The 18,354-nt window shown below is 63.1% G+C and carries 21 protein-coding genes and 1 other RNA gene; 7 read left to right on the plus strand and 15 right to left on the minus strand.

Annotation, left to right across the window (positions count from 1 at the left end; all coding sequences use genetic code 11):
* Positions 1-115: 115 nt before the first annotated feature.
* Both ACN9MX_RS06640 and ACN9MX_RS06645 read left to right on the plus strand, forming a co-directional pair.
* Positions 116-730, plus strand: a complete 615-nt coding sequence (locus ACN9MX_RS06640) for a superoxide dismutase (protein ID WP_133654793.1) — start codon at positions 116-118, stop codon at positions 728-730.
* Between the two features lie 122 nt (positions 731-852).
* Positions 853-1,299 (plus strand): hemerythrin domain-containing protein, encoded by a 447-nt coding sequence (locus ACN9MX_RS06645; protein WP_363734415.1) that lies wholly within the window; start codon positions 853-855, stop codon positions 1,297-1,299.
* A gap of 2 nt (positions 1,300-1,301) precedes the next feature.
* Here the strand turns inward: ACN9MX_RS06645 and ACN9MX_RS06650 are convergent, their stop codons facing one another.
* From ACN9MX_RS06650 to mscL, 11 genes are all read right to left on the minus strand, one after another.
* Positions 1,302-1,640: a (2Fe-2S) ferredoxin domain-containing protein gene (locus tag ACN9MX_RS06650; protein ID WP_426387403.1), complete on the minus strand. Its 339-nt coding sequence runs from the start codon at positions 1,638-1,640 to the stop codon at positions 1,302-1,304.
* Positions 1,613-2,161: a DnaJ domain-containing protein gene (locus tag ACN9MX_RS06655; RefSeq protein ID WP_426387404.1), complete on the minus strand. Its 549-nt coding sequence runs from the start codon at positions 2,159-2,161 to the stop codon at positions 1,613-1,615. The genes ACN9MX_RS06650 and ACN9MX_RS06655 overlap by 28 nt, the downstream gene beginning before the upstream one ends.
* A gap of 100 nt (positions 2,162-2,261) precedes the next feature.
* Positions 2,262-2,648: RNase P RNA component class A (rnpB, locus tag ACN9MX_RS06660), an RNA gene on the minus strand.
* A gap of 58 nt (positions 2,649-2,706) precedes the next feature.
* Entirely contained in the window at positions 2,707-3,405 is a 699-nt protein-coding gene (locus tag ACN9MX_RS06665) for an N-acetylmuramoyl-L-alanine amidase (protein ID WP_363826518.1), read from the minus strand.
* Positions 3,406-3,529: 124 nt separating this feature from the next.
* Entirely contained in the window at positions 3,530-4,438 is a 909-nt protein-coding gene (locus ACN9MX_RS06670; RefSeq protein WP_363826521.1) for a CheR family methyltransferase, read from the minus strand.
* Positions 4,438-5,517 (minus strand): chemotaxis protein CheB, encoded by a 1,080-nt coding sequence (locus tag ACN9MX_RS06675; RefSeq protein ID WP_426387405.1) that lies wholly within the window; start codon positions 5,515-5,517, stop codon positions 4,438-4,440. The genes ACN9MX_RS06670 and ACN9MX_RS06675 overlap by 1 nt, the downstream gene beginning before the upstream one ends.
* Positions 5,518-5,595: 78 nt before the next feature.
* Complete coding sequence (locus tag ACN9MX_RS06680; protein ID WP_133654787.1) at positions 5,596-5,961, minus strand: response regulator; 366 nt, start codon at positions 5,959-5,961, stop codon at positions 5,596-5,598.
* 98 nt (positions 5,962-6,059) lie between these two features.
* Entirely contained in the window at positions 6,060-6,497 is a 438-nt protein-coding gene (locus tag ACN9MX_RS06685; protein ID WP_426387406.1) for a chemotaxis protein CheW, read from the minus strand.
* A complete protein-coding gene (locus ACN9MX_RS06690; protein WP_426387407.1) occupies positions 6,494-8,884 on the minus strand; it encodes a chemotaxis protein CheA in 2,391 nt (796 codons plus the stop codon). Before ACN9MX_RS06690 ends, ACN9MX_RS06685 begins: the two co-directional genes overlap by 4 nt.
* Before the next feature lie 145 nt (positions 8,885-9,029).
* Positions 9,030-9,305 (minus strand): hypothetical protein, encoded by a 276-nt coding sequence (locus ACN9MX_RS06695; protein ID WP_363734409.1) that lies wholly within the window; start codon positions 9,303-9,305, stop codon positions 9,030-9,032.
* Positions 9,306-9,440: 135 nt separating this feature from the next.
* The gene (mscL, locus tag ACN9MX_RS06700) at positions 9,441-9,869 is read right to left on the minus strand and encodes a large conductance mechanosensitive channel protein MscL (RefSeq protein ID WP_363734408.1); all 429 of its coding nucleotides are present in this window, start codon (positions 9,867-9,869) and stop codon (positions 9,441-9,443) included.
* A gap of 101 nt (positions 9,870-9,970) precedes the next feature.
* Here mscL and ACN9MX_RS06705 point away from each other — a divergent pair, with 101 nt between their 5' ends.
* The 4 genes from ACN9MX_RS06705 to ACN9MX_RS06720 are packed head-to-tail and all read left to right on the plus strand — an operon-like array spanning position 9,971 to position 12,612.
* Positions 9,971-10,573 carry a LemA family protein gene (locus tag ACN9MX_RS06705; RefSeq protein ID WP_363734407.1) on the plus strand — a complete coding sequence of 201 codons (603 nt, stop codon included), beginning with the start codon at positions 9,971-9,973 and terminating at the stop codon, positions 10,571-10,573.
* A gap of 7 nt (positions 10,574-10,580) precedes the next feature.
* Positions 10,581-11,396, plus strand: coding sequence for a TPM domain-containing protein (locus ACN9MX_RS06710; protein ID WP_426387408.1), 816 nt, complete (start codon positions 10,581-10,583; stop codon positions 11,394-11,396).
* Positions 11,396-12,073 (plus strand): TPM domain-containing protein, encoded by a 678-nt coding sequence (locus ACN9MX_RS06715; RefSeq protein WP_363734405.1) that lies wholly within the window; start codon positions 11,396-11,398, stop codon positions 12,071-12,073. Before ACN9MX_RS06710 ends, ACN9MX_RS06715 begins: the two co-directional genes overlap by 1 nt.
* Positions 12,070-12,612, plus strand: a complete 543-nt coding sequence (locus ACN9MX_RS06720) for an NUDIX hydrolase (protein ID WP_363734404.1) — start codon at positions 12,070-12,072, stop codon at positions 12,610-12,612. Before ACN9MX_RS06715 ends, ACN9MX_RS06720 begins: the two co-directional genes overlap by 4 nt.
* A 114-nt stretch (positions 12,613-12,726) precedes the next feature.
* On the opposite strand, the gene ACN9MX_RS06725 is transcribed toward ACN9MX_RS06720, so the two are convergent.
* From ACN9MX_RS06725 to ACN9MX_RS06735, 3 genes are all read right to left on the minus strand, one after another.
* Positions 12,727-13,740: a 50S ribosomal protein L11 methyltransferase gene (locus ACN9MX_RS06725; protein ID WP_426387409.1), complete on the minus strand. Its 1,014-nt coding sequence runs from the start codon at positions 13,738-13,740 to the stop codon at positions 12,727-12,729.
* Positions 13,741-13,831: 91 nt separating this feature from the next.
* The gene (locus tag ACN9MX_RS06730; RefSeq protein WP_426387410.1) at positions 13,832-14,689 is read right to left on the minus strand and encodes an SMP-30/gluconolactonase/LRE family protein; all 858 of its coding nucleotides are present in this window, start codon (positions 14,687-14,689) and stop codon (positions 13,832-13,834) included.
* Between the two features lie 13 nt (positions 14,690-14,702).
* Positions 14,703-15,800: an aldose epimerase family protein gene (locus tag ACN9MX_RS06735; RefSeq protein WP_426387411.1), complete on the minus strand. Its 1,098-nt coding sequence runs from the start codon at positions 15,798-15,800 to the stop codon at positions 14,703-14,705.
* Between the two features lie 175 nt (positions 15,801-15,975).
* Between ACN9MX_RS06735 and ACN9MX_RS06740 the strand changes: the two genes are divergently transcribed.
* Complete coding sequence (locus tag ACN9MX_RS06740; protein ID WP_363734400.1) at positions 15,976-17,280, plus strand: sugar MFS transporter; 1,305 nt, start codon at positions 15,976-15,978, stop codon at positions 17,278-17,280.
* 63 nt (positions 17,281-17,343) lie between these two features.
* On the opposite strand, the gene ACN9MX_RS06745 is transcribed toward ACN9MX_RS06740, so the two are convergent.
* Positions 17,344-18,108, minus strand: a complete 765-nt coding sequence (locus ACN9MX_RS06745) for a FadR/GntR family transcriptional regulator (RefSeq protein WP_363734399.1) — start codon at positions 18,106-18,108, stop codon at positions 17,344-17,346.
* Positions 18,109-18,354: the final 246 nt, after the last annotated feature.

Below are 18,354 nucleotides of genomic sequence, written 5' to 3' on the forward strand. Positions count from 1 at the left end.
CTTAGACGAAAATATCCTGTTTTTCGTCAATCGATAACACTGCTAGGGGCGGGGAGCCTTCCGGCCGCATCATCGTTATGCGGCCATCCGATCCAAGAACCCGAGGAGTTCCGACATGGCCTTTGTTTTGCCCCCCCTGCCCTATCCCAAGGATGCCTTTGGCGACATCCTGACCGCCGAAACCTTCGACTTCCACCATGGCAAGCACCACAATGCCTATGTCGTGAAGGCCAATGAACTGGTCGCGGCCGACGCCTCTCTCCAGGGCAAGTCGCTGGTCGAGCTGATCAAGTCCAGCAAGGGTGGCCTGTTCAACCAGGTTGGCCAGATCTGGAACCACAGCTTCTATTGGCAGTCGCTCTCTCCCACCAAGACCGCGCCGTCGGGCCAGTTGCTGGACCTCATCAATGAGGGTTTCGGTTCGGTCGATGCGCTGATCGAAAAGCTGAAGGCCGAGGCGGTGGGTCATTTCGCCAGCGGCTGGGCTGCGTTGATCCTGAAGGACGGCAAGCTGGAAGTCACCAGCTATCATGATGCGGACACGCCCGTCGCGCATGAGGGCCACCAGCCCCTGCTGATCCTCGATGTGTGGGAGCATGCCTATTATATCGATTATCGCAACGCACGTCCCAACTATGCCGACCGCGTCCTCAAGGAAGCGATCAACTGGGACTTCGCCGCGCAGAATCTCGACGGCCAAGGCGTCAGCCGCGCCGACCAGCCGGCCTGATTGGAGAAGGCCCGCCGCTCGCAGTGCGCGGCGGGCCTCCCGCTCCTCGAACCTTTGAAGTCCCGACAACTGTTTCTTAACCCGGCTTGGGGGAATATCCCACGGGGATGAGGGAACAGCGCATGGACCTCGAAAGTTTGCAGAATTTGCAGAAACAGCATGATGAGATAGAGGCGATGGCCGTCCGTTTTCGTCAGGCGATCGCGGATGACAATGTTCCGCAAAGACTGGGTACGCTGCGCTGGCAGTTCGCGCGGCTGCTGATGGCGCATCTGGCGCTGGAAGACCGGATTTTCTATCCCAACATGCAGCGGCAACGACATGAAAAGCTGCGAAGCACGGCCGCCCGTCTCGAAAGCGAAATGGCTCCCATCGCCGGCGATTTTGCCGCCTATATGGCACGATGGAGCGATGACCGGATCGAACGCGAATGGACCGGCTTCTGTCGCGAAACCCGTGAGATATTGGCCAGCATCATGAATCGGCTGCACCAGGAAGAAGGATTGCTGATGCCCCTGCTGTCCGATGCCGGATTGATCGAACCGGCCCGGATAATGCGCGGAGGCTGAACTCAGCCTTCCCCCACCGGGACGAGATTCAGCGCCTCGGCCAATTCATTCAGGTCAGCGCCAGCCCGCACCAGCAACCAGTCACGGGATTGCGCGCCGTCGACGACCGTCACTGCCCCTTTTGGACAGACGCCCAGGCAATTCACCTCCACGATCCCCGCCGCCGCCTTGCGTCCCTTCTTCAGCGAAAGATGCCGCCGCAACGCCTTGGCGAGCCGCTCGTCACCCTCAGGACCGAAGCCGCCGTCCAGCTTCTTCGAACATTTGCGGCAGACAAGCACCGCATGATCCCAGTTCGACCCGATGCGATCCTTCAATCCGTCCGCTCCCGCGGCTTCCATGTCCGGCGCTCCTCCGCGGCCCTCAGCACTTCATAGGCGGCCTGGATCGTCTGGAAGCGTATGGCGGCCTGTGCATCGCCAGGCTTCACATCGGGATGATATTCCTTGGCCAGACGCCGCCAGCTTTTCTTCACGGCATCGAAATCGGCGTCGTCCTCCAGTTCCAGCGCCTGCAGCGCATGCAGTTCGTCACGGGACCGGGTGCCGTCTCCCGGCCCGCCCCAGCCATGGTAGGCGCTGTTCTGATAGCCGCCCGCATCACGCCGCTCGGTACGTTCGCGCTGATCGCGTTCTTCCTGGTCGAGACCCTGAAAATAATCCCAGTTGCGATTATATTCCGCCGCGTGATCGGTACAGAAATACCAGCGCTCGCGGCTGTTCGGCGATTTGGGCGCGGGGCAGGCGCCAGGCCGGTCGCAGCCATGCCGGTCGCACAGGCGCACCTGCTGCGCCTCACGCGATGCGCCATAGCTGCGCCAGCGGGGAAAGCCCCAGTCATTGGATCGGCTGCTTCTTGCCATGGTTCCAAATTAGGCAGGCCGCAGGCGGAACGCCACCCCGGCTGCTGATGAAAATTGCCTTCATTTCAAATCCTCCCCATCGTCGGATGGCGAGAATCCCAATGCCAGAGGGCCTGTAAGCCGGGTTCTGTCCCCCTCTTGCGAGAGGTGGCGACCATTCCTCTAGGGGGCGGATCGCTCCGTCCCTCAAGCAACCAACCCGGGCGGTCTCAGCCGAAACAGGCCTAGCAGCCTAAAACTGCGCGCCGCCCCTATTCGGTCTTGCTCCCGGTGGGGTTTACCGTGCCGCCTTCCGTTGCCGGAGGCGCGGTGCGCTCTTACCGCACCCTTTCAATTTCGCTGAGCCGAAGCTGTAGCGACCTGCTTTCTGTTGCACTGTCCCTTGGATCACTCCAGCCGGCCGTTAGCCGGCACCGTCATTTCGTGGAGCCCGGACTTTCCTCGCCGTGGAAGTTACCCGCCACGCCGCGGCCGCCCGGCCCTCTGGCAGAGGCGCCTATACACAGGTCAGCGGCGCTCGTCATCCCTTTGCATCATCATTCCGCTCAATCGTCGCCCTGCGGCTTCGGCAACAGCAGGGCCAACAGGATGGCGCGACATTCTCCGTCGATGATCCCGTCGATCAGTTCCGGCCGGAACCGGCGCTGAAACGCCACCACCGCCGCCCGCGGCTCGGCAATGTCATAGCCGAAGCGTTCGAGCGCCAGCATGAAGCCCCCGTCGCTCCAATGCGGGTCCATGAGATTCCTGGTGGGGCGCGGCAGGGCCAGCCGCAGCCGCGCCAACTGGGCCCAGGGAAATAACTCGCCAGGATCCTGCTTGCGGGCCGGAGCGACGTCACTGTGCCCGACGATATTGCCGCGGGTGATCTTGTGGCGCTGCACGATCTGGTGGATCAGCGGGATCAGCGACCCCATCTGCGCGTCCGGAAAGGGCCGATAGCCCCATTCATGGCCTGGATTGACGATCTCGATCCCGATGCTGGCGGAATTGATATCGTCAATGCCGCGCCAATGGGCCCGGCCCGCATGCCACGCGCGCTTTTCTTCATCCACCATGCGAATGACCTGCCCGTCCTCGGTCACGACATAATGGGCGGAAACCTTGGATTCCGGGCTGACGAGCCAGTTGATCGCCGTCGCCGCATCCACCATCCCGGTATAGTGCAGCACCAGCATCGAAACCGGCAGGCCGCGTTCGTCGAAATTGGGTGATGGCGTGTCGATCATGGGAAAGTCGTTCATCGCCAGAGGCCCGTCGCTCGCATTCGTCCGTCAACGCCTCGATAGGGCGCGAACAGACCATGGCCGACAGCGGCAGGCCAATCAAGCGGGCTGCGGCATTTTCCCGCGGCAGCTATCAGATCGATCAGATCGCCCGCCGCCGCTCTTCATTCCCCTGCCCCGCCGCCTCGGCGCGGCGTCCATAGCCGCCGCGAAATTCCGCATGAGGCACAAAGTCCTCGCTGTGACCGATCACCGTCTCGCCCGCGCCCAACAGCAGGACCGAGCCGGAATGGCTGTGCCGCGCGAGGAGGCGCAGTACGGACTGCCGGCGTTCGGGGGTGAAGTAGAGGAGCACGTTGCGGCAGAGCAGAAGGTCATATTCCCCCAGCGGCGCACGTGCGTCGAACAGGTTGTCGGTTCGAAAATCGATCATCTGCCGCAGAGCCGAATTGGCTCGCCAGTCATCGCCCGCAGGATCGAACCATTTGAGCAGGTCGCCCACCGGCAAGCCGCGTTGCACATCCATCTGGGTGAAGATGCCTGCTTTTGCCTGGGCTATGGCCGCAGTGGAAATATCGGTCGCCAATATCTCTATCCGCCAGCCGCGCCACTTCGCCATATCGTTGCAGAGCTGGATCGCCAGCGAATAGACTTCCTGCCCTGTCGAACAGCCTGCGCTCCAGATGCGCAGCGTCCTGTCGGATCGCTGGGCATGAATGCGCGGCAGGATATGGCGGTGGATCATGTCGAAAATCTGGAGGTCGCGGAAAAAACTGCTTTCATTGTTCAGCAGCGCATTGACCACGTCGTTTTCCAGCGCCGCGTCCTTATGTGCGATCAGCCGGGCCGCCAGCGCATCCATGTCACCCAGGCCGTGGGCGCGCAGCACGGGCTTCAGCGCCGTCTCCATCCGCCATGCCCGGTTTTCGGACAAAACCTGCCCAGTGCGCGCCTCCAGCAGGCCGGAAAAAATGCGCGCCGCGCCGCGTGCCGCAGGGACCGGCGAAGCGGCACCGGACGAAAGGGAGTCGGCCGAAGGGGGCAATGCCATCAGTTTCTGTTCTTTCCTCTTCGCGCCACGAAGTCCATGATCGCATGGGGTTCGAGCAGGGCGCAGTTCAATCCTTCTCCGGCGACCGATCCGGGCATTCCCCAAACGACGCTGCTTGCTTCATCCTGCGCCACGATCCATCCGCCGGCCGCGACGATTTCGCGCGCACCCGCTGTCCCGTCCCGCCCCATGCCCGTCAGCACCACGCCCGCCGCGCCGGCGCCATAGGCCTGCGCCATGCTGGCGAACATCGGGTCGACGCCCGGCAGGTTGCCGGTGGGCGTGCGCTGCGCATTCAGCACCACGGAAACCCGGCCATAAAGACCTGGTCGAAGCTGGAGATTGGCGTCGCCCGGCGCGACATAGACGACGTCAGGGACCAATATTTCGCCCTGTTCCGCCACCTTGACGCGCAGGAATGTCATGCGTCCCAGTTGCTCGACGAAATAATGGGTGAAGCTGGCGGGAAGATGCTGGGTCAGCAGGATCGGCACGCCCAATGGATCAGCCAGGCCCGCGAAAAGCCGCCCCAGCGCGTGGATGCCTCCGGTCGATGCACCGATGCCGAGGCAGGCGAGTGGCTGGGTCACCTGCTGCGGGCCGATATGCTGGGGCGGCTGAACCGCGACAGCCATGGCGTTGCCGCTGAACAGGCGCGACAGCCGGTCCATCAGCGCCTGTGGAAACTGCTCGCCAAAACTGCCGCTACCTGGCTTTGCCAGTATGTCGCTGGCACCCAGGGCCAGAGCTTCGACTGCCGCGGCGCTCCCCTCCCCGCAATTACCGGACAGGATCACGACCTTGGCCCGCGGATTGGTCTTCAGGATTGCCGGCAGTGCCATGAGGCCGCTCTGTCCCGGCAGCTCTATGTCGAGCAGGATCAGGTCGACCTCATGGTCCCGCAAATAGCCGAGCGCATGTTCGGCGCTATTGGTCTTGTGCGTGACGGAAAATCTGCGATCGGCATTCAATATCCGCTCTATGACCGTCCTTACCACGACCGAATCGTCGACGATGAGGGTGCGCAGCGGCGCATCCTCACCCCGGCTGAAGGCCATGATCGGCACGTGAACAGTCATCGAAGCAAGTCTTTCTGAACAAAGGCGAACTGAACAAGCAAGGAGTGCCGACGGGGGCACCGAATCCGGACGCGACGCCTAGATGACGCCGACGATCGTCAGCTTGCTTTCCAGAGTTTCGCGATCGAATGGCTTCATGACATATTCGTCTGCGCCCGCTTCGACCGCGGCCTTGATATGGCTGATGCCATTTTCGGTGGTGCAGAAGATGATCTTGGGCCGAGAGGAGAGCTTGGCATCCGGCAGCGCCTGGAGGAATTCCATGCCGCTCATCACGGGCATGTTCCAGTCCAGCAGCACCACGTCGGGGACCGATGTCTCGCATTGCGTAAGGGCGTCACGGCCGTCGACCGCCTCGCTCACCGACAGGTCGAGCGATTCCAATATGTGGCGGGCGACTTTGCGGATGACCTTGGAATCATCCACCACCAGGCAGTTTTTCATAATGCGTCCCTTATTTTGCGTCCCATCCGTGCAAGTCCTAATCAGCAAAGGCGAGGATTTGGTAAACGCCGGCACGAGATCGTCATGCCCATCCGAAATCATGCCGCCTGCGTGACCGAGCAGCCCTCAATGAAGCCGCTCAGCGACACGAGCAGATAGGGTTGCCCCTCATGCTCCACCAGGCTGCGAGCATAGGGTATCCAGGCAGGGTCCAACTGGCCGCGCAACGGCAATTCGCCCACCGGCACCTGGCAGATGTCGTGCACGGCGTCGACCATCAACCCATAGCTATGGCCACTGATGTCGGCGATGATCGCAAAGCCACGCTGCTGTGCGGGTGTCTTGCGCCCCCGTACCAGCGCCGCGACGTCGATGACCGTCAACACGCGGCTCCGCAGCGCGGAAAGGCCGGCGACATGTGCGCCCATGCCAGGCACGGGCGAAATGTCGGTGAGCTTGACCACCGCCTCGACCTCCCGGGTCTCTACCGCGATTCTCGTACCGGCCAACGTGGCGAAGAGGTAAAGCTGGTTCATTGGGCTGTCCTCCCGGCCTGACGCCCCGATCCAGCGAGCGCAGCCATCAGCGCGTCCTGATCGTAGCGATAGATGCTGCTGTCCTGGGGGCCGGTCGGACGAGGCGTCGCGCGCAACTGGACAATTCGGCAGCCCAGAAGTTCGTTGGCCGGCGACGTGTCCGATCCGGTGAACAATACCACATCCTGCGGGTCGACCGCCTCGCCAGCGGGCAGGCCCATCACCACCTCATGCCCGGCCTGGCGAAGCAGCGGCGCCAATATTTCACGGGTCCAGCCATCCTCGCTGTCGGCCAGCAGACAGCGCCCCCCAGTCCGCTCCACCATCGGCTGTTCCGGCAGTCCAGCGAAGAGGGCGAACGGGTTGATCACCTCCAGATGCTCGCCATCGATCACGGCGACGCCGCTCAACAAGCCGTGCATCGCCACCATGTCCGGCACGGCAGGCATTTCCACGATATCCAGAACCGCGGCGACCGGGTAGCAGGCCTCCCGCGTACCATCGCGCAGGCGGAGCGCGGCGACCTTCTCCCCGGCAAAGGCGTGATGGCCATTGGCCACCGGCACCAGCCGTCCGTCCAGCCGCACGAAGCCGCGCCCGCCCGACTGGCCGAACAGCCGGGCATCGATGTCCTCCACCCGCTCGATCAGCGAGAGCTTGAGCAGTCGCCACTCCCCCGAATATTCCTCGAACCGCAAGGCGGACACCATCTCGACGCCCTGCGCTTCTTCCTTTTGCCCCGCCCGGCCCTCCGCCTGGTCGTCGACGATGTTGGGTAAACGCGCCGCATTGGCCAGTCCCGCCGCATCCAGCAACAGCATCGGCTTACCATTGTCGGGCAAGGTCATGCCGGCATAGACACCCGACGCCATCACAAGCGGCGAGGCAGGACGGATCACCAATTCCTCGTGATTTTCGACCGCCGACACGCCCATGGCAAAGGGAACGCCGGTTGCGGAACGCACCACCATCAATACGCGCGGTCCAGTCTGCGCGACCCGTTCCATGCCCAGCACATCTTCCAGGTCGATCATCGAATGGCGGACCGACCGGATCGTCGCGATCTTGGCGCCGCCCACTTCCGCGATGGTCAGCATCTCATTGTTGTCATGCAATATTTCCACGACCGCAGCGCGCGGAATGGCGAAATGCAGGTCGCCTGCTCGCACGATCAGTCCCGGAATGATCGTCAGCGTCAGCGGCACCCGCAAGGTTATGGTCAGCCCGCAGCCCGGACGGTTGTCGAGCGCGATGACCCCGCCGATCCGCTCCACATTCGCGCGGACCACATCCATGCCGACGCCGCGTCCGGAAATGGCCGTGACCTGGTTCGCGGTCGAAAGGCCGGGGTGGAAGATCAGGTCGAGCCTTTCCGCCTCGCTCATTCGCGCTGCGCCATCCGGCGTCAGGCGACCCGCCGCCACCGCCTTGTCGACCAGGCGGCCGGTATTGATGCCCTGCCCATCGTCGGAAATCTCGATGACGATCTGATTGCCCGACTGACGCGCCTCCAGCCTCAGCCGCCCCGCCTCGGGCTTGCCCAGCGCGCGGCGCTTTTCGGGCGCTTCTATGCCATGGTCGATGCTGTTGCGGACGATATGGGTAAGCGGGTCGACGACCATCTCGACCATTTCGCGATCCATTTCGACATCGCCGCCTTCAAGGCTGAGGTCAATGCGCTTGCCCAATTCCCTGCTGAGGTCGCGAACCATGCGCGGGATGGCAGTGAACAATCGATCGACGCGCTGCATCCGAGTCTTGGAAATGGCGTCACGCATGTCAGCGACGCAGGTCGACAGCCGTTCGAAGGCGCTTTCCAGTTCCGGATCAGTCGACCGTTCTCGCAGCTTGCGCGACAGTTCGTTCCGCGCCAGCACCATGTCCGACACGCCATTCATCAATTGGTCGATCAGCGACAGCGGCAAGCGGATCGTACGCGGCGCCGATTGTCCCGCGGAAGTCCGCATGACAATCGGCGCCGACATCTCCTCGTCCGTTACGGTGGGTTCCGTCTCAGCGAGCCTGCCAGTCAGGGCCGCGATCAGATAATCGTCATTCTCCTGCGGCAACGCGGCGCCAATGGCCACCGCCTCGGCAAGTTCCGCGATGCGATCCATGATGCCCAGCACGGCGCTGACAGTAGCAGGATCGGCAATCCGCTTGCCCGCCCGGATTTCCGAAAGAACATCCTCGGCGGCGTGGCTCAACCGTTCGAAGCGCGGCAGGTTCAGGAAACCGCAACTCCCCTTCACCGTATGGAAGAAGCGGAAAATGGCATCCAGGCGATCGCGGTCCTCAGGGTCTGCTTCCCAGGCGACGACCTCCCCCGCCAACGCTTCCAACGTCTCGCGCGTTTCCGATATGAATTCCTGGAGTAACTCGTCCATTCCACCGCCTCATGGATAGGCGGCGGACCATGAAGCAGCCGTGGTTAAATCCCCGTTAAAGAGGACCGATCCCGCAATGCAAAGGAAAAGGGGCGCCGCGACAGACCGTCGCGACGCCCCCTGCGGCTCGGGTAGAAAGCCTGGATCAGTGCGTCTGGTTCTTCTCAACCGCGTCGGCCGCCTTCTCGCCGGCTTCGCGGGTGGCATCCGCCTTGTTCTCCAGCGCGTCGGCAGCGTTTTCAGCGGCATTTTCGGCATTGCCGCTCAGATTGTCGGCCATCGCTTCCATATTGTCAGCCTGGTTGTCGATGGCGTCCGCCTGATTCTCATACGCGTTCTCGACCTTGTTCTCCTGCTTGGAATCGCACGCAGCAAGTGCGATCAGGCTGGCAAGGCCAAGGACTGATACGAAGGTTTTCACGGCGTTTTCTCCTGTTGCGCCCCCATGGGCTGACGTCATTCGGCAAGGGGACCGGATGCCCGGAACCCTGACGCCCATCAACTGGTCGCGGGAAATATGGTTCCCGCCGCAGGCTCCTTTCGTCGCAGAAACGACTTATTTTTTAAGGGAATCCCGAATTTCGCGCAGCAGCAGCACGTCCTCCGGCGTGGCCGCCGGCGCCTCATCGGGCTTGGGCATCAGCTTGTTCACTGCCCTGACCAGCAGGAAGATGATGAAGGCCAGGATCAGGAAATTGACGAAGACCGTCAGGAATTCACCCCAGCCGAACATGGCGACATTGGCGGCCTTCAGATCGGCATAGCTGTTCGGATTGCCCTTGAACCCGGCGGGAATCTCTCCCAGCCGGATGAAATAGCCGGAAAAGTCGGCGCCCCCGAAGATATAGCCGACGACCGGCATGATCAGATCGTCCGTCAGCGACTTGGTGATGGTTGCGAACGCGCCGCCGATGATCACGCCGACGGCCAGGTCCATGACATTGCCGCGATTGATGAACGTCTTGAATTCGGAAATCAGCCCCATGGCGAACCCCTTGTCCTGATTGCGATATTGACAGCATGGACCGTTGCGCAGGCTTCAACAACCGCCTATTTCGTCACACGAAACAAGCTTGAGGATGTTCAATGACGATCCTGCGCCAGTTCCGACTTTTCCTCCTGCCTCTGTTGGGCGCCTTTGCGCTCAGCGCCTGCGGCATCAACAGCGTCCCTGCCGCAGAAGAGGTCGCCAAGGCCAAATGGGCCGACGTGCAGGCCCAATATCAGCGCCGGGCCAATCTGGTCGGCAATCTCGTGGCCACGGTGAAGGCCGCGGGCAAGCAGGAACAGGACACGCTGGTAAAGGTGACGGAAGCCCGCGCCAAGGCGACTTCGGTCCAGGTCACTGCGGCCGATCTGTCCGACCCAGCCAAGGTGCAGCAGTTCCAGCAGGCGCAGGCGCAGTTGAGCCAAGGGCTGGGCCGTCTGCTCGCTTCGGTCGAAGCCTATCCCGAGCTCAAGACCAACCAGAATTTCCTTGATCTGCAGTCGCAGCTTGAAGGAACGGAGAACCGCATCGCTGTCGCCATCCGCGACTATAATGAAGCGGTGCGCGCCTATAATACCCGCATCCGCACCTTCCCCGATGCGATCGGCGCCAAGATCATCCATGGCGCCAAACCCATGACCCCGTTCCAGGCCACGACGCCAGGCGCGGAAGAGGCGCCGAAGGTCGATTTCGGCAACTGAGCCGGTGATGCTCCGCCGCCTGCTCCTGATCCTCGCGCTGCTGGCTTTCCTGCCTGCCGCGGGGATGGCGGGAATTGCGCCTGCCGCGCAGGCCCAGACCTTTCCCAAGCTGACAGGGCGGGTGGTGGACGACGCCTCCCTGCTGTCCGCGCAGCAGAAACAGGCCCTGACCGACAAGCTTGCTGCGCTGGAAAAGCAGAACGGGCGTCAGTTGGTGGTTGCGACCCTGCCGGACCTCCAGGGTTATGACATATCCGATTATGGCTATCAGCTCGGCCGCGCCTGGGGCATCGGCTCCAAGGACAGGAATGACGGCGCGCTGCTGATCATTGCCCCCAAGGAGCGCAAGGTCCGGATCGAGGTCGGCTACGGCCTGGAGGGCATCATGACCGATGCGCTCTCTTCCCAGATCATCCGGAACGACATCACGCCCCGTTTCAAGGCAGGCGACTTGCCGGGCGGCATCGATGCAGGGGTGGATGCGATTGGCAAGCTGCTGAGCCTGCCGCCTGAAGAAGCCAGGGCACTTGCGGCGCAGGCCGAGGCCAAAGCACGCGACGCGTCGGACGATGGCGGGACATTCATGCTGATATTCTGGCTCATCGTCGTCGCGATGATCATCGTCGCCATGCTTGCCGGACGAGGCAAAGGACGCCGCTATCGGGGTGGATCAGGACCGATCATCCTCTGGGGGCCCGGCGATTCCGGCTGGGGCGGCGGGGGCGGATCGGGCTGGGGCGGGGGGGGCTGGGGCGGCGGAAGCGACGGCTTCTCCGGCGGCGGCGGCAGCTTCGGCGGCGGCGGCGCCTCGGGAGACTGGTGATGCGCCTGATCATGAACGAAGCCGATCGCGACCACGTAACGGCCGCCGTCGTCGAAGCGGAGAAGGCTACCGATGGTGAGATCGTCACCATCGTGGCACGCCGGTCCGACGCCTATCATGACGCCGGACTGCACTGGGCGATAGGCGTGGTGTTCCTTGCCCTTTCGGTGGCGGCAGCCTTCCCGCAGCAATTTCGCCGCCTCTGTTCCTGGCTGCTGCAAAGCTGGGAACATGAGATCGAGGATTGGAAGCTGCTGACGGTCCTGCTGGGCCTGCTGATCCTCAAATTCCTGATCGTCCGCTATGCGCTCGCCTGGATGCCGCTGCGCATGGCGCTGACGCCAAAGGCCACCAAGGCCCGCCGTGTGCGCCGCCGCGCCATCACGCTGTTCCGCGCTGTTGCGCAGGGACGAACGCGCGGGCGGACCGGCGTGCTCATCTATCTCTCGCTGGATGAACATCGGGCGGAACTCGTCGCGGATGCAGCGATCAATGAAAAGGTCGCGCCCGAGGTCTGGGGCAAGGCGATGGCCGCGCTGGTGGATGGTGCACAGGCAGGTCGCGCCGCTGAAGGCATGGCGGAAGCTGTACGGCAGGTCGGCCGGGTGCTGGCCGAACATTTTCCCGCGACCGGCGACAATCCCAACGAATTGCCCGACAGGCTGATCGAACTATGAGCGAACATGACGGAACCTCCCCCGAAGAGATCATGTGGGAGGGGAGATTCATCACGGCCAAGCGGCGGGGGCGCTGGGAATATGTGGGCAGGGCACGGGGCATCCATGCCGCCGTCATCCTGGCCGTGGATGAGGCGGCAGATGGACGGCACGTGCTGCTGGTCGACCAATTCCGCGTACCGCTGGGCCGCCGCTGCATCGAACTTCCCGCCGGGCTGGTGGGCGACCAGGAGGAAGGCGAGGAAGCCATGCTGGCCGCTACCCGGGAACTGGAGGAGGAGACCGGCTACCGTCCGGGCCGTCTGGAAAATCTGGGTGAATATTACAGCTCACCCGGCATGGTGTCGGAGAGCTTCAGCTTGTTCCGGGCGCATGACCTGGTGAAAACCGGAGAAGGCGGCGGTGTGGAGGGCGAGGACATCCGGGTTCATCGCGTCCCGCTGAACGCCATCCATGAAAGGATCGCGGCATGGCGGAAGGACGGTTTCGCCATCGACGTGAAATTGCTTCTGCTGCTTGGCGCAGGATTTGTGGATTAGGACATTGTCATAAGTGGAAATCGATCATCCACTTATGACGATGCGACAATATGAGTCCGGAGCGCGCCACCTGCATCTGATGCAACGGCGCTCCAAATGCCTCCCGCCGTCGGATCAGAGACTGCCAAAGCCGGGGGCTTCTCCGCGAGCATTGCCGTCTATGCGCGTCGGTCGTTTCCACCCGATCCGGGGCCGCTTGCGCAGGCGGAGCGTGGGCCAATCGCCCCGGTCGGTACGCTCGGCCAGACGCATCCCCTGGGCACGATAGGCGGCGAGCACCGCGTCGGCCTGTTCCTGCAGCAAGCCTGCAAGCAGGATGGTGCCGCCTTCCTCCACCATCGCGCAGAGCGACGGGGCAAGTTCGATCAGCGGACCGGCCAGGATATTCGCGATCAGCAGGTCATAAGGCGCGCGCGTCGCGATCGCCGGGTGATCCACCCCCGCCGCCGCGTAGAGCGCCAGTTGCCCCTGGCCTTTGCCAAGGGTAACGCCATTCACTGCCGCATTGGCTGCGCTGATCTCGACCGCGACCGGGTCGATGTCAGACGCGGTTGCATAGGCGTGCGACCAAAGATGCAGCGCGGCAAAGGCGAGCAGGCCTGTTCCCGTGCCGATGTCCGCGACATTGCCGAAGCGCATGCCGATCCGGCGCATGCGGTCGAGCATGATCAGACAACCCGCCGTCGTTTCATGCTGGCCGGTTCCGAACGCGCGGCTCGCCTCGATCAGGAAATTGACATGGCCGGGCGCCGCAGGATCACTGGACAGGTTGCGAACATGGAAGCGCCCGGCAGTGACGGGTTCCAGCCCCTGCTGGCTGAGCGTTACCCAGTCTTCGTCCGGCAATTGCTCGACCAGCGGCTTGACGCCGGCGGCGCTGGGCACAAGCGAACGGAGCAGCCGGATCGCGGCCTGGCTGGGCCGACCTTCGAAATAGGCGTCCAACCGCCAGCTATGTTCATTGTCGGGTTCCGCCTCGCTGGTCATCAGCACGGGGGGCCGATCCATCAGGGCAAAGGCGGCGATGTCGCCATCCAGCGCCTCGGCCTCGGCGCGCGTGCAAGGGAAGGTGACTTTCCAGCTTTGCCCCCTGACGGCTGGCGGCGATGATATGGCAAGGTCGTTCATGCCGCCGCCTTTAGACCTTTGGCGAATGAAGGGAAAGCAGGACAGGCTTGATGGCGGAAAATGACCGCCATCGACCCGTCCAGCCTGCCGCCTACCCCGCGTACAGGTTCGTCGGCAGCCCATGCGTGCCGGGGAAGACTTCAAAAAGCGCACCATCATGCTCGCTTTCCGGCAGGCCGATTGCCGCCGAACTGACGAACATGCGATCCAATCTGTCTCCGGCGAAACAGATGTTCGTCACCTGTCCGGCAGGCAGCGCTATCGATCGATCGAGCCTGCCCTCCGGCGTGAATCGGCTGATCCGTCCGCCGCCCCAATGGGCGACCCAAAGATGCCCGTCGGCATCGACGGTCATGCCATCGGGATAGCCATCCTCCTCGGCAAAACGGATGAAAGGCTGGCGGTCTGCCAAGCCGCCGCCGGCCGTCCGGGAGAAACGGTATATCTGCCGCCGCGCCGTGTCGCTGTGATAGAGCCAGTCACCGCCGGGCGAGAAGGCGGGACCATTGGGCACGCGATAGCCGCTGTCCGCGATCGCCCAGCCGCCATCAGGATCGAGCCGGTAGAGCAAGCCAACGTCCTGCCCTCCCGTCATGTCCATGGTGCCGCACCAGATGGCGCCGCTCTCATCCGCCTTGCCGTCGTTCATGCGGCTGCCGGGCAGATGCGGTTCGGGATCGCCCAGCGGCGTGATCGTCAGAGGATCGAGCGTCAACCATTTGAACCCGCTCTGGAAGCCGCCAACGAAGCCCCCGCCCGCCCGTTCAACCACCCAGCCGAGCGGTTCGGGCATGGCCCAGCGCTGGATGACGCCGTCGGCGAGCGACAGACGATTGAGCGCCGGCGCGACTATGTCGGTCCAATAGACCGCATTCTCCCGAGCCGACCATAAAGTCCCCTCGCCCAGCGTATCACGCACGCCGCGGTCGATCTTGCGCCATTCAGCCATGCCGGACATCCCTTCAGCGCTTGACCGACAGGCGGTAGACCATCTGATGGTGATAGGGCTTGCCCGGATCCACCCGCGCCGACAGGAATTTGGGCTGGTTGGGCGAATTGGGGAATTTCTGCGGCTCCAGCGCAATGCCGTCGCCCATGCGGTAGAGATGCCCCTGCTTGCCGATCAGCGTGCCATCGAGGAAATTGCCCGTGTAGAATTGCACGCCCGGTTCTGTGGTCAGCACGTCGAGCACGCGGCCCGAAGCCGGATCTTCCAGACGCGCGGCAAGTTCGGGCGCCTTGGTCGCACCCTTGTCCAATGCAAAATTATGGTCATAGCCGCGTCCAGCGACGATCTGCGCATCGCGCCCGTCGCGGATCCCGTCCGCGACGCGACGCGGCGCGCGAAAATCGAAGACCGTACCCTCCACCGGCTTCAGTTCGCCGGTCGGGATCAGATTGGCGTCCACGGGAGTGAACGCCTTGGCCGGGATGGTCAGCAGATGGCCCAGCGCGCCGTCCCTCGACCCTTCACCCGCCAGATCGAAGATCGCATGGTTGGTCATGTTGACGATGGTCGGCTTGCTGGTCCTCGCGTCGAAGGCGATGCCCAGATTACCTGCCTCGTCCAGCGTATAGGTGACGGTGGCGTCGAGCTGCCCCGGATAGCCGGCGTCGCCGTCCGGGCTGGTGAGGGCCAGGACCAGCGTGGCGGTCGGCCCATCCTTCAGCGACACGACTCTCCATGGCTGCTTGTCGAAGCCCTTGCCGCCGCCATGCAGCGAATTGACCTTGTCGTTGAGCGGCAATTGATAGCTTTTGCCGTCCAGCGTGAACCTGCCCCCGGCGATGCGGTTGGCATAACGGCCGACGGTCACGCCGAAATAATTGGGATGGTCGACATAGCCGGCAAGATCATCATAGCCCAGCAGGACGTCCGCGATCCGGCCATTGCGATCCGGCCCGGCCAGCTTCTGCAGCGTCGCACCATAGGTGAGGATGGTGGCCGACACGCCCTGCCCGTTCTTCAGCGTGATTGACTCGATCGCGGTTCCATCGGCCAGCGTGCCGGCCGGCGCGCGGCTCGCCTCCGCCGCCACCACTGTCGAGCTTGTCATCATGAGGGCAGCACCGTATGACAACGTTGACAACACCGATCTGTTCATAAAGGCCTTTCGCATGCGGTTCCTCCCTTGACGCGATTGACGCGCCGTTGGAGGAGATATACTCATACAAAATAATCAGGCGCAACCCCGTTCAGGTGCGCCCCGTTTCGACTCTTCCGGAGAAGGATGAATGGCAGGACCCATTTCCCCCACTGCGGCGCCCGCCGCGGCCCATAATCCCGGCACGCGCTACGGCCCTGCCCTGACGTTGCTGGCCAGCCTCTTTTTCATGTGGGGCTTCATCACGGTCATCAACAACACGCTGCTGCCGCACCTGCGCAGCGTGTTCGAGCTCAGCTATACGCAGACGACATTGATCGAGTCGGTATGGTTCATCGCCTATTTCGTCGCGTCCATTCCCTCGGCCAAGCTGATCGAACGCGTCGGTTACCAGAAGTCGCTGGTCACCGGCCTGCTGATCATGGCGGCAGGCGCGTTGGGCATGATGCTGGCGGCGTCCATCCCCTCTTATGGCGTGACGCTGATCATGCTGTTCGTGATCGCCAGCGGCATCACCCTGCTTCAGGTGGCTGCCAACCCCTATGTAGCGGTGGTCGGCAAACCGGAAACCGCGTCCTCGCGCCTGAACCTGGTCCAGGCGATGAACTCGGCCGGCACCATGCTCGCTCCGATGTTCGGCGCTTACCTGATCCTTGGCCGATCGAAGGGCGGCACCGCGCAGGGCGATATCGTGCTGACGCAGGCTGAGCGGCTGGCCGACGCCCAGTCGGTGATCCTGCCCTATGGCCTGGTTGCCGTCGTGCTGGTCGTGCTGGCGGTCGTGATCGCGCGTTTCCCGCTGCCCGCCATGGGCGCGGCCGCGACGCGCCTCGCCAAGGAAGAGCGGAAGAAACATTCGCTCTGGGCGCACCGCAATCTGGTGTTCGGCATTCCGGCGATCTTCATCTACCTCATCGCGGAAATCGGCGTCGCCAACCTGTTCGTGAACTTCGTCAGCCAACCCGACATCGCCAATCTTACCCATGAACAGGCGGGCCGTTACCTGACCTTCCTCTGGGGTGGCATGATGGTCGGCCGGTTCGCGGGATCGGCGATCATGCAGCGGATCGATGCGGGCAAGGTGCTGGCTGCCTTTTCCGTCGGCGCCTTCATCGTGATGATGATCACCGTCTTCGCTCAGGGGCCGGTCGCCATGTGGTCGCTGATCCTGGTCGGCCTGTTCCACTCGATCATGTTCCCGACGATCTTCACCCTCGGCATCAAGGGGCTTGGACCGTTGACCGAGGAAGGATCGGGTCTTTTGATCATGGCCATCGCCGGTGGCGCGCTGGTGGTGGTACAGGGCTGGCTGGCGGACCATTTCGGGTTGCAGACCAGCTTCCTGCTGACGGCGCTGTGCGAACTCTATATCCTCTTCTACGCACTTTGGGGGTCCAGGCCGACCCACGCGCTGCCTGATCAGCAGATCGGGTGACGGAAAGCTCGAAGTCGGAAAAGGCCGAAGCGGGATGTCCGCTTCGGCCTTTTCCTTATCCCGTCACCGTGCCATGGCACTCGCCGTATCCTCCAGCGCCAGGTCGACGAGCACGCCCATAGCCTCCGCCGCTGCGGCTGCGTCTCCGGCCGCAATAGCGTCAAACACGCGGGCATGGTCCGGAATGGGATTGCGCGGCAAGGCGCGTGCCCTTTGCTTGTATTGGGTGGTCCAGTTCACCGCCGCGCCGATGCTGGCCGATAGCGTCCGCAATGCGTCGTTGCGCGTCGCATTCAGGATCGCATTGTGAAAGTCGCGGTCCGCCCCGCGCCCGGCATCGGTCGCCAGCGTATGGCGGCGCATGGCAGCCAGGGCGTCCTTCATCAGCCTGATGTCTTCCTTGGTCCGTCGCTGCGCCGCGAGTCGAGCCGCCGCGGGTTCGACTATGGCCCGCAGTTCGAACAGATCGCGCACGAACTGCACGTCCGGTTCCCCGGCAAAGGCCCAGGCCAGCACCTCGGGATCCAGCAGGTTCCAGCGATTGCGCGGCAATACCCGGGTCCCCGCCTTGGGCCTGCTTTCGACCAGCCCCTTTGCGGTCAGCACCTGTATCGCCTCGCGATAGGCGCTGCGCGACACTTCCAGTTCCTCGGAAAAGGCGACTTCACCCGACAAGACATCGCCCGGAGCATATTGGCCGGACAATATCGCCGTTCCCAGCTTGTGCGCAATCGCGCCGTGCAAGCGCCTGCCAGGACCACGCACCTCCTTCGATGCACCGCCAGCACCCTCTGCCGTCCCCTTGGAAAGCTGTTTTTCTTTAGCCATTGATGCGCCTCCGCCCCGCTTTCCTAGCAGTCCATCGGATAAGGCGAAACATGTCATAGTCTTTTCGATCATAGCGATGTCACAAGGCGGCCAGGATCATGCAGGGCCAGAGGCGGTTGCCATGCTGGACGTGCAAAACCCAATCCGGAACGGCGACCCGATTCAACTCGACCGAAGCTGCTCGAAAAGGCATTGCCACGCTGGCGGGCGGCGCATATTGACCGCCACCATTTGAAAAATGGGAGC

Origin of the sequence: Sphingobium sp. R-21 (assembly GCF_049913335.1) — a bacterium.
Lineage (GTDB): Bacteria > Pseudomonadota > Alphaproteobacteria > Sphingomonadales > Sphingomonadaceae > Sphingobium.

Coding starts and splice junctions, on each gene's coding strand:
- ACN9MX_RS06740 (WP_363734400.1), top strand. CDS start 15,976: ATGGCAGGACCCATTTCCCCCACTGCGGCGCCCGCCGCGGCCCATAAT.
- ACN9MX_RS06675 (WP_426387405.1), bottom strand. CDS start 5,517: ATGACTGTTCACGTGCCGATCATGGCCTTCAGCCGGGGTGAGGATGCG.
- ACN9MX_RS06640 (WP_133654793.1), top strand. CDS start 116: ATGGCCTTTGTTTTGCCCCCCCTGCCCTATCCCAAGGATGCCTTTGGC.
- ACN9MX_RS06655 (WP_426387404.1), bottom strand. CDS start 2,161: ATGGCAAGAAGCAGCCGATCCAATGACTGGGGCTTTCCCCGCTGGCGC.
- ACN9MX_RS06685 (WP_426387406.1), bottom strand. CDS start 6,497: ATGAACCAGCTTTACCTCTTCGCCACGTTGGCCGGTACGAGAATCGCG.
- ACN9MX_RS06670 (WP_363826521.1), bottom strand. CDS start 4,438: ATGGCATTGCCCCCTTCGGCCGACTCCCTTTCGTCCGGTGCCGCTTCG.
- ACN9MX_RS06710 (WP_426387408.1), top strand. CDS start 10,581: ATGCTCCGCCGCCTGCTCCTGATCCTCGCGCTGCTGGCTTTCCTGCCT.
- ACN9MX_RS06730 (WP_426387410.1), bottom strand. CDS start 14,689: ATGGCTGAATGGCGCAAGATCGACCGCGGCGTGCGTGATACGCTGGGC.
- ACN9MX_RS06715 (WP_363734405.1), top strand. CDS start 11,396: ATGCGCCTGATCATGAACGAAGCCGATCGCGACCACGTAACGGCCGCC.
- ACN9MX_RS06745 (WP_363734399.1), bottom strand. CDS start 18,108: ATGGCTAAAGAAAAACAGCTTTCCAAGGGGACGGCAGAGGGTGCTGGC.
- ACN9MX_RS06645 (WP_363734415.1), top strand. CDS start 853: ATGGACCTCGAAAGTTTGCAGAATTTGCAGAAACAGCATGATGAGATA.
- ACN9MX_RS06735 (WP_426387411.1), bottom strand. CDS start 15,800: ATGATGACAAGCTCGACAGTGGTGGCGGCGGAGGCGAGCCGCGCGCCG.
- ACN9MX_RS06725 (WP_426387409.1), bottom strand. CDS start 13,740: ATGAACGACCTTGCCATATCATCGCCGCCAGCCGTCAGGGGGCAAAGC.
- ACN9MX_RS06705 (WP_363734407.1), top strand. CDS start 9,971: ATGACGATCCTGCGCCAGTTCCGACTTTTCCTCCTGCCTCTGTTGGGC.
- mscL (WP_363734408.1), bottom strand. CDS start 9,869: ATGGGGCTGATTTCCGAATTCAAGACGTTCATCAATCGCGGCAATGTC.
- ACN9MX_RS06650 (WP_426387403.1), bottom strand. CDS start 1,640: ATGGAAGCCGCGGGAGCGGACGGATTGAAGGATCGCATCGGGTCGAAC.
- ACN9MX_RS06690 (WP_426387407.1), bottom strand. CDS start 8,884: ATGGACGAGTTACTCCAGGAATTCATATCGGAAACGCGCGAGACGTTG.
- ACN9MX_RS06665 (WP_363826518.1), bottom strand. CDS start 3,405: ATGAACGACTTTCCCATGATCGACACGCCATCACCCAATTTCGACGAA.
- ACN9MX_RS06680 (WP_133654787.1), bottom strand. CDS start 5,961: ATGAAAAACTGCCTGGTGGTGGATGATTCCAAGGTCATCCGCAAAGTC.
- ACN9MX_RS06720 (WP_363734404.1), top strand. CDS start 12,070: ATGAGCGAACATGACGGAACCTCCCCCGAAGAGATCATGTGGGAGGGG.